This is a genomic window from Colwellia sp. MB02u-14, from assembly GCF_014076915.1.
Lineage (GTDB): Bacteria > Pseudomonadota > Gammaproteobacteria > Enterobacterales > Alteromonadaceae > Colwellia_A.
This window is the reverse complement of record NZ_JACGUX010000065.1, coordinates 43,042-52,836: the sequence shown is the minus strand read 5'-3', so window position 1 is coordinate 52,836 and position 9,795 is coordinate 43,042. Positions and strand designations below refer to the sequence as shown.

10 protein-coding genes are annotated in these 9,795 nt (G+C 37.2%); 8 read left to right on the top strand and 2 right to left on the bottom strand.

Annotated elements, in window-relative coordinates:
- Window positions 1-89: 89 nt before the first annotated feature.
- Window positions 90-443 carry a hypothetical protein gene (locus H4J52_RS07095; RefSeq protein WP_182181186.1) on the bottom strand — a complete coding sequence of 118 codons (354 nt, stop codon included), beginning with the start codon at window positions 441-443 and terminating at the stop codon, window positions 90-92.
- A gap of 242 nt (window positions 444-685) precedes the next feature.
- Between H4J52_RS07095 and H4J52_RS07090 the strand changes: the two genes are divergently transcribed.
- Window positions 686-1,726 carry a succinylglutamate desuccinylase/aspartoacylase family protein gene (locus H4J52_RS07090; RefSeq protein WP_182223423.1) on the top strand — a complete coding sequence of 347 codons (1,041 nt, stop codon included), beginning with the start codon at window positions 686-688 and terminating at the stop codon, window positions 1,724-1,726.
- Window positions 1,727-2,005: 279 nt separating this feature from the next.
- Window positions 2,006-2,626, top strand: a complete 621-nt coding sequence (locus H4J52_RS07085) for a LysE family translocator (RefSeq protein WP_220460090.1) — start codon at window positions 2,006-2,008, stop codon at window positions 2,624-2,626.
- A gap of 7 nt (window positions 2,627-2,633) precedes the next feature.
- On the opposite strand, the gene H4J52_RS07080 is transcribed toward H4J52_RS07085, so the two are convergent.
- Complete coding sequence (locus H4J52_RS07080; RefSeq protein WP_182181188.1) at window positions 2,634-2,921, bottom strand: hypothetical protein; 288 nt, start codon at window positions 2,919-2,921, stop codon at window positions 2,634-2,636.
- 453 nt (window positions 2,922-3,374) lie between these two features.
- On the opposite strand from H4J52_RS07080, the gene ccoN reads away from it, so the two are divergent.
- From ccoN to H4J52_RS07050, 6 genes are all read left to right on the top strand, one after another.
- Window positions 3,375-4,799, top strand: coding sequence for a cytochrome-c oxidase, cbb3-type subunit I (gene ccoN, locus H4J52_RS07075; RefSeq protein WP_182181189.1), 1,425 nt, complete (start codon window positions 3,375-3,377; stop codon window positions 4,797-4,799).
- A gap of 10 nt (window positions 4,800-4,809) precedes the next feature.
- Window positions 4,810-5,454 carry a cytochrome-c oxidase, cbb3-type subunit II gene (ccoO, locus tag H4J52_RS07070; protein WP_182181190.1) on the top strand — a complete coding sequence of 215 codons (645 nt, stop codon included), beginning with the start codon at window positions 4,810-4,812 and terminating at the stop codon, window positions 5,452-5,454.
- A complete protein-coding gene (locus H4J52_RS07065; RefSeq protein ID WP_259366705.1) occupies window positions 5,454-5,654 on the top strand; it encodes a CcoQ/FixQ family Cbb3-type cytochrome c oxidase assembly chaperone in 201 nt (66 codons plus the stop codon). The genes ccoO and H4J52_RS07065 overlap by 1 nt, the downstream gene beginning before the upstream one ends.
- The gene (gene ccoP, locus H4J52_RS07060) at window positions 5,647-6,612 is read left to right on the top strand and encodes a cytochrome-c oxidase, cbb3-type subunit III (protein ID WP_182181191.1); all 966 of its coding nucleotides are present in this window, start codon (window positions 5,647-5,649) and stop codon (window positions 6,610-6,612) included. Before H4J52_RS07065 ends, ccoP begins: the two co-directional genes overlap by 8 nt.
- 163 nt (window positions 6,613-6,775) lie before the next feature.
- The gene (locus H4J52_RS07055) at window positions 6,776-7,270 is read left to right on the top strand and encodes a FixH family protein (protein ID WP_182181192.1); all 495 of its coding nucleotides are present in this window, start codon (window positions 6,776-6,778) and stop codon (window positions 7,268-7,270) included.
- A gap of 102 nt (window positions 7,271-7,372) precedes the next feature.
- A complete protein-coding gene (locus H4J52_RS07050; RefSeq protein ID WP_182224415.1) occupies window positions 7,373-9,781 on the top strand; it encodes a heavy metal translocating P-type ATPase in 2,409 nt (802 codons plus the stop codon).
- Window positions 9,782-9,795 lie beyond the last annotated feature (14 nt).

Sequence of the window (9,795 nt, the reverse complement as noted above, 5' to 3'; positions counted from 1 at the left end):
AGAGACAATATTTTCTGGCTAAATTTAAGCATAACAATACAGATAAAGCTATCAAAATCACTGAGTTATTTTTCTAAAAACATCTTTTTTTATTGAATAAAATCTAAATGCGTCTGAAAATATTGGCCTAAAAAAGGCACTAAATATGCTTTTCCCACTGCAGCATAGTAGATAGCCACTAGCCAGAATAAAAAGACAACAATACCGATTGCCCAGCCAATAAGTGGTATAAAAGATAACAAGGTAAAAGTTAAGATAAGCCCTAAAGATTGCTTTAAATGAAAGGTAGAAAAACTTGAACGATTATAACTATGAAGTAGGATGGCAATACACCAACCAATCACAGTAAAGTAACTCATAATAGCGACAAACTTAGTCATATCAAAACCCGATTTACTCGGTAAATCAAACGATGCCATAGCCAAATATTCAAATGAAGCCATAAGATAAAGTTAGTAGAAAAATAAGCTTCCAACAAGTCTAAGTACCCTATTAGTGATTAATTTATCTCGAGGGGTAAAACTAATTCATCTTTACTTCATTATTATTGACCTTAATCAACAAAGACTGACTACAAGTTGTGGCATGCTCATTGTATCGTACTATTTGCGGCAGATACTTTACTGTAGAAGTAAGGTAGCTGTTCATTATTCTCACTTTAATACAGAGCATATTAGGCATTCTAATGGACATAGACTTTGACGAAATCACTTATTTGAAAAATCCAGGTCCTCTTGTACTAAAAGCTGATTATATTCAGTTCTTAATGACACTAACAGGACCTACAGTAATTGATATTACTGGTGATAATGAGGATAAATGTCGTGTTTTTACGACATTGCTTCATGGTGATGAGCCTTCGGGATTAATTGCTATGCACCGTTGGTTAACCGCTAACGACAAACTACCTGTTTCTACCACCCATGTTAGATTTATTATTTGTTCGGTTGAAGCCGCGACTATGTCGCCAATATTTAGTCGACGCTATCTTGATGGAGGGAAAGATATTAATCGCTGTTTTTCTGATGATGCCACTGGAAATTGTGGCTTTTGTCGTCGCGCTTTACTTATTGAGCAAGCCATTAAAGAGGTGACACCTGAAATTGTAGTCGATTTACATAACTGTGCGGGGTCTGGTCCGGCTTTTGCGGTAGCACCAATAATCACTCCTGAAACATTATCAATAACCTCTTATTTTTGCCAAACGATCATTTTATCGGGTTTGCAGTTGGGCACGTTAATGGAGCAAAAGTTCGATTGTCCGATGATAACGGTTAAATGTGGTGGTAGTAGCGACGAGCAGTCTCATCATGTGGCTTACGAAGGTTTAAAGCAATTAACCCTAAACGAAGAGTCGAAAAATTTTCAACAAAACAGATCGGTTGATATTATTTATAAACCCTTACGTTTGGTGTTACAACCAAACACAGGCTTATCTTATGACGATCATGATGAAGGGTTTACTGGGGTTTGTATAAAATCAAATATTGAACAGCTAAATTATGGTATTTCTCGAAAAGATCAAATGCTAGGCTGGGTTGATGACAAAGGACTTAATAATTTTGAACTCATTAATGAGCATGGCAATAACGTTATAAATGATTATTTTTGCTGTAAAAAAAATATTTTCAGATGTGGAGTTGATTTACGTATTTTTATGGCAACACATAATAGAACTATCGCTTTAAGTGATTGCCTGTTTTATGTCGTTAAAATGAATGGATAATAAAGTTTACTAAATATAAAAGGTTTTTTACACAAGTTAGCCGTTCGTTGTGCAAACAAGCGTCATGTTTATTCAGTTGAAGAAAACAATACTTGGAAAAAATATCTGCTACTCGGCAAGGTTGCAGCTTATATATTTATGGTGATAACACCACACAATTTCCTTAGTGGAACATCCTTCAAAATCTGAAGTTATTGCGGCAATAAATTCAAGGAAAAATGCTATAATTACGTTAGAATGCCTGCCACTTTATCTCTGCACAATTATTGAGACCCTGTTTTGATAGATTTTACGTTACTTGCCCTTTTTATTCCGACTATTTTTCTTATTTCTATATCACCGGGTATGTGCATGACACTAGCAATGACTCTAGGCATTTCTGTGGGTTATAAAAAAACGCTTTGGATGATGTGGGGTGAATTACTTGGTGTTGCTCTTGTAGCTATTGCCGCAGCTTTAGGTGTAGCGAAAATAATGTTCAGCTACCCTGAGATTTTTACTCTTTTAAAAATTTTTGGAGCGGGTTACTTAACGTATATAGCTATTAATATGTGGCAAGCCAAAGGTAAACTCGCTATTGACATAAAAGGAGAAAATGCAAGAGTAAGCAAGCAAAGATTATTGCAACAAGGCTTCATTACAGCAATATCTAACCCTAAAGGCTGGGCTTTTATGGTATCTTTGTTACCACCCTTCATAAATAGCCAACAATCATTAGTGCCACAACTTATTGTTCTTGTGGCGATAATTCTTATGTCAGAGTTTATTTGCATGACATTATATGCGACAGGCGGCAAAACACTGGCGCGATATTTAACAAAAAACAATAAAATATCACACCTTAATAAAATATCAGCTTGTTTAATGATGATTGTCGCACTTTGGCTTTTATTAGGCTAATCAGGTACTAAAAACGAGTAGAATGAAAATCAATAAAGAAAGTTGTTGGTACCTTGCTTTTACTGGCGACTTTATTTTCTATTGTTAACCATAACCGCCATATCATCTTATCCTCAGAGCAACTGCCCAACATTGTTTGTGCAAGAAAATAAGCGCTGTTTTTTTTAACTTCTTTGTTAAAAAACAGGGGTATCTTGCCCATAAACATGGTTTTTCCTTCCATATAGCCAACAACACTATATGAGTTTTCAGAGCGGATATTATCGTTAAATAGATGATCTTTTTTAAATTCCACTCGTATACTAAAGGGTAATTCTGTCAGGACTTTGTCGACGTTAAACGTAACTAAAAGCGTGCCAAATGTGGTATCAACTTCACAAGTACTTTGTGAAGTAATACATTGAAATGGTTGCTTTGGTTTTTCAATGACATGATTAGGTTCGCAGCCAGCGCTACTGAAGAAAAAAGAAACGATAAATAGTCTTTTATATATTGATATTTTAATGGGAAATACTCTCTTTAATACTTTATGTGTATTATTTATACAAAGCCTTGAAATATTATTGATCTACAACAACATTCACTGCATATTTTAATGACTTTTCACTACAAAATTATTACTATATACCGGAGATTTTTTATCGTTAGGTGAAATTTTTATTTTCAATGATAACTGTCACTAGTACTTAGTTTTCTTAAGTAGAAAAAATCGATTTACGTTTATAAATATAACTGCGGAAACCATAACATGTCACAAAGTAATGCGTCATCAGTAGACTACAATTTTGATGTTGTACGTCAATTTACTGTAATGACAGTAATATGGGGAATCTTCGGTACGCTTGTTGGTGTTTTAATTGCGGCTCAGTTAATTTGGCCTGCTTTAAATTTTGAAACACCTTGGTTAACCTATTCCCGTCTTCGTCCACTACATACTAATGCTGTTATCTTTGCATTCGGTACAAGTGCCCTATTTGCTACTTCTTATTATGTTGTTCAAAGAACCTGTAAAACAACACTATTTGGCGGCAAACTTGCTTCATTTACCTTCTGGGGATGGCAATTAGTTATTGTACTTGCTGCAATAACCCTTCCTATGGGTTATACCTCAAGTAAAGAATATGCTGAATTAGAATGGCCCATTGATATTTTAATTGCTGTTGTATGGATTAGTTATGCCATTGTTTTCTTTGGTACGCTTGTCAAACGTAAAACGTCTCATATTTATGTCGCTAATTGGTTCTTCGGTGGCTTTATTCTTACTGTTGCCGTATTACACATTGGTAATTCAATGGTAATTCCTGTTTCTATGATGAAGTCTTACTCAATATACTCGGGTGCGATTGATGCAATGATGCAGTGGTGGTACGGACACAATGCCGTTGGTTTCCTATTGACTGCAGGTTTCTTAGGTATAATGTATTATTTCGTACCAAAACAAGCTGAACGCCCAGTTTACTCTTATCGTTTATCTATTGTTCATTTTTGGGCATTAGTCTCATTATACATATGGGCAGGCCCTCATCACCTTCATTATACGGCACTTCCTGATTGGGCTCAATCTGTAGGTATGGTAATGTCTATTGTATTATTCCTTCCTTCTTGGGGTGGTATGATAAACGGTATAATGACGCTTTCAGGTGCATGGCATAAACTTCGTCATGACCCCATTTTACGTTTTCTGATTGTTTCATTGTCTTTTTACGGTATGTCTACCTTTGAGGGACCAATGATGGCGATTAAATCTGTAAATGCGTTATCTCATTATACAGATTGGACTATCGGTCATGTTCATTCTGGTGCTTTAGGTTGGGTAGCAATGGTTTCAATTGGCGCTATGTATCACTTAATACCAGTACTCTTTAATCAAGGTCGTATGTACAGTATTAAATTAATCAATGTGCATTTTTGGTTACACACAACGGGTATCGTTTTATACATAGTTGCTATGTGGATATCAGGTGTTATGCAGGGGTTAATGTGGAGAGCTGTTAATACAGACGGTACGTTAACTTACAGTTTCGTTGAAAGTTTAACGGCTTCATATCCATTCTACTTTATTCGTTTCGTTGGTGGAGTGTTAGTTGTCGCTGGTTTCTTATTGATGGCTTACAACATGTTCAAAACTATCTATGCTAAAGACGACAGTCTTAAGCCTGTAGCAATAGGTTAGGAGGCCGACTATGAAAAATAAACATGAAAAATTTGAAAAAAGTGTTGGTTTGTTTGCGATTTTCACTGTTCTCGCGATAAGTATCGGTGGTTTAGTAGAAATAACCCCGTTATTTTTTCAAAAAGCAACCACTACGCCTGTTGATAATCTTAGACCTTATACCGCATTAGAGATGGAAGGTCGTGATATTTATATCCGTGAAGGTTGTAACGTTTGTCACAGTCAAATGATCCGCCCCTTTCGTGCTGAAACAGAGCGTTACGGTCATTACTCTGTTGCTGGTGAAGGCGTTTGGGAACACCCTTTTTTATGGGGTTCTAAACGTACTGGTCCTGATTTAGCCCGTGTTGGTGGTCGTTATAGTGATGATTGGCATAGAGCTCATCTACTTGACCCTCGGTCAGTAGTTCCAGAATCAAACATGCCTTCATTTAAATGGTTAGCTGAAAACAAGTTAGATGGTGAATTAACCGAAAAGAAATTAACAACATTTAATTTCTTAACGCGCAATCGCAGCCATAAAGATGAACAAGGTAATCGTATACCGTTATATTCTGCAGATGATTTAGCTGGTGCTAAAGCGGCTGTTAAAGATAAAACGGAAATGGAAGCTCTTATTGCTTATTTGCAATCTCTCGGTCATGCGTTGAAATAATGATGATAGATTATGGCACCCTCAGAGGGTTAATAGCTTTATTAATATTGGCACTATTTATTATTATTGTGGTTTGGTCTTATTCTAAAAAGCGTAAAAACGCTTTTGATGAAGCAGCAAACTCTATCTTTGAAGAAGATAAAGAAAAGACTGAACTTAGTGACGTAAATAGCAAACAGGAGAGTAATAAAAATGTCTAGCTTCTGGAATATATGGGTTTGGGTTCTCACCCTAGGTACGTTAGTGGGTTGTTTTACACTTCTACGCTATTGTTTAAAGAACTTTGCAGGTGTTCCTGAAGGTGAGTCAATGGGACACACTTTTGATGGTATCGAAGAATTAAACAATCCATTACCACAATGGTGGAGTACATTCTTCTTGTTAACCATTATCTGGGCTTTTGGTTACCTAGCGCTCTATGGTTTAGGTAATTGGACAGGCTTTATTGGTTGGAAAAGTTCTAACCAAGGGATTTTGAGTCTCGCTGAGTCAAAGGCACAAGTAATCGCTGCAAAAGAAAATGGCTATTTAGTACAATACGATCGAGAAATTGAAGCCGCTGACATAAAGTACGGTCCAATTTTTGATGGCTATGCCGCACGTACTATTGAAGATCTTGCCACTGATAAAGAAGCGTTAAAAGTGGGTCAACGCCTATATTTACAAAACTGTTCTCAATGTCACGGGTCAAATGCAAGTGGTACAACCGGCTTTCCTAACCTAACAGATAAAGACTGGTTATACGGTGGTGATCCTCAATCAATTAAACATTCTCTCTTATACGGTCGTAATGCTAATGGCATGATCGCTTGGGGCGCAGCATTAGGCGGTGACCAAGGCGTAAAAGAGGTTACCGCTTATGTATTGAGTTTGAGTGGTCGTGAAGTTGACGTTGCAAGTGCAGCGGCAGGTAAAGAAAAATTTGCATTATGTGCATCTTGTCATGGTGCTGACGGTAAAGGCAGTTTAGCGATGGGTATTCCATTGGGTGCGCCAAACTTAACCGACAACATTTGGCTATATGGTGGTTCTCAACGAGCCGTTGAGTCATCTATTAAAAATGGTCGAGCTGGTGTAATGCCCGCATGGAAAGATATTTTAGGTGAACAAAAAATACATCTTGTTAGTGCCTATGTGTACAGTTTATCACAAAAATAACTGCGCTTAATTAGTCTCAATGTAAAGGCCTTGCCGTATTATTACCGCAAGGCTTTTTTATATTTTCCAAGCCAAGAATAGTTAGTAAATTGATCGTTTTTTAATAGTTCCCAATAGAAAAAAGTCGTATAATACAATCACTTTTATCAACTGAAATTTTTACATGAAAACATCTTGGTATAAAGAGCCTTGGGCTTGGTTCGTTTTTATTCTCCCTGCTACTGCGGTTGTTGCTGGTATTTCGACTTACTTTATTGCTAACCATAATCCCGATCCATTAGTCGTGGGTGATTACTATAAAAAAGGTAAAGCAATTAACCTAGAAGTCTCTAAAGTAAAGCTTGCCCAAAAATTAGGGATGCGCTTTGCATTAAAACTGCAAGATAACGAATTAATTATCAAACCTACCGGTATTGATAAAGTATTCCCGGTGTTAAATCTTAATTTTTATCACCCCACTCTTGCTGATAGAGATTTCTATTTAGCACTCACGCCTGACGGTAATGGCTATTTTAGGCATGTATTTGATGAAACAGTAAAGGGAAAGTGGCGCTTAACTATGACTCCTTTTGAAAATCACTGGAAAATTCAAAACACGATTACCTTACCCCAAAGCGAGTTTATCGATATTATTCCTAATATCAGAGAAGCAAACTAATATCGTATAGCTTCTTCTAATTTAGGTGCAGGGCAACCTCACCTAAGCTATAAAAATAGTAAACAGGTATATAATACTCCTTATTTCTTTGGCTATGAATATATGAAAACACTTTGTTATCACTGCGGTGAAATTGTCCCCAATGGCCTAAATTTATCATTGAAAATAGAGCATACCCAACAGCCAATGTGCTGTATTGGTTGTCAGTGTGTTGCACAAGCAATTGTTGATAACGGTTTAGGTGAGTATTATCGCTTTAGAACAGCACCCGCACAAAAAGGTGAACCACTGATACCTGAGCAGTTACAACGTAATAAGCTACTTGATGATGACGACTTACAAAGTGAATTTACTTATAAAACCGATGACTATAACGAGGCTATTCTTACCGTTGATGGCATAAGCTGCGCAGCTTGCGCTTGGCTTATAGAAATGCAACTTATCAAGGTTAAGGGATTAATCAACATAAATGTTAATGCCACAACACAGCGCGCGACAATTCGTTGGGATAATAATAACGTTCAATTGAGTGAGTTGATTAACCGTATTGCCAAAATTGGTTACCAAGCACTCCCATTCAAAGCAAGTACCGCAGAACAACTGAACAAAACTCAAAGTAATAATTACATCAAGCGTTTAGGTATTTCTGGCATTTTGATGATGCAGGTGATGATGATTGCCTTTGGATTATACTTTGGCGCTTTTTCAGGCATGGATGAGTACAACTTAATATACTTACGTTATGCAAGCTTATTTTTAACCATTCCTATTGTTACTTATGGCGCGTTACCCTTTTACAAAGGCGCGATTAATGCGTTAAAGATAAAGCGCTTATCGATGGATGTACCAGTCGCTATCGCTATTTCTCTCGCATTTTCAGCCAGTGCATGGGCGACCATCACTCAGCAAGGTGAAGTCTATTTTGAATCTGTGTCAATGTTCACCTTTTTATTGCTTATTGGTAAATTTTTAGAATTTAGAGCACGAAGTCGTGCAGCCGAAGTTTCAGCTAACTTGCTTAAGCTAATGCCAATGACGGCAACAAAGCTCATTAATGAAGACGGTATCAAAAAAGAAATACTGGTTCCTGCCAAAAAGCTTTGCCCTCTTGATATTGTTTTGATAAAACCTGGGGAAGTTGTCCCTGCCGACGGCACCATTATCTCTGGTAGTAGCCAGCTTAATGAAGCCATGTTATCAGGCGAGCAATTACCCTTAAATAAAGCCGTGGGCGATATAGTCTTTGCCGGTACTATAAATGGTGACGGTAATATTAACGTTGAAGTAAAACACCCTAGTGAGCATTCTTTTTTAAGCCAACTCATACGATTAAGTGAATCATCTCAAGCACATAAGCCTAAATTAGCGAAATTATCAGATAAAATAGCACAATATTTTGTTGCCGTTATTTTACTGACCGCCATAGGTACCGCTCTATACTGGCATCAACATTTACCTGAGGAAGCCTTTTGGATCACCTTGTCTGTTCTTGTTGCTACCTGTCCCTGCGCTTTGTCTCTTGCCACACCCACTGCGTTAACATGTGCGACCACACGCTTAAACCGTGAAGGCATCATGATAAAATCAGCACATGTCATGGAGACATTACCCAAGATAACCACCATTGCCTTTGATAAAACCGGTACCTTAACCTCGGGTGATTTTTCTATTAATCAAACTCAACTTTTTGATAATGAGCATTATAAATATAGTGAACAGCAGGTTTTATCTATAGCAGCCGCACTTGAGTCTTATTCAGAACACCCCTTAGCCAAACCGTTTAAATTATTCCGTGATTATTCATACACCACTGAACAGGTAGAAATTAAATCTGGTTTTGGCATTCAGGGTAAGGTAAATGATAAATACTATCGGATCGGTAAACCACAATGGCTGCTAAGTGACACAAACAAATCAACTGAATTTGAAACCGCTTCATGTTTATTATTAGAAGATAATGAATTAATAGCTGCATTTTATTTAACCGATGAGATCCGTGAAGATGCTAAAAATCTCTTAGGTAATTTGAAGAAGAAAAATATACATACCATTATGCTATCAGGTGATCACGCCGTGGGATGTAACAAAGTTCAAGCATTACTTCATTTAGATGAAGTACACTGTACTTTGTCGGCGACAGATAAAATGGCGATTATTAAGCAACAACCCAATGGTTCAACCATTGCGATGGTGGGAGACGGCGTAAATGATACCCCGGTGTTTGGTGCAGCTCATATTTCTATTGCGATGGGTAGTGGTACTGATATAGCTAAAAGTGGCGCAGACGTTATTTTATTGAATAATCGTTTAAAGTCAGTAACAACGCTGACACGTGTCGCCAGTAAAACCCGCCGTATCATTTGGCAAAACTATTTATGGGCATTTGGTTATAATGCTATCGTATTACCACTTGCCGTAGCAGGTTTCATTACTCCATACATGGCTGTAATAGGCATGTCGGCGAGTTCAATATTAGTCATCACCAATTCATTACGTTTACTCAAAAAATAATCGTGACACAAAAA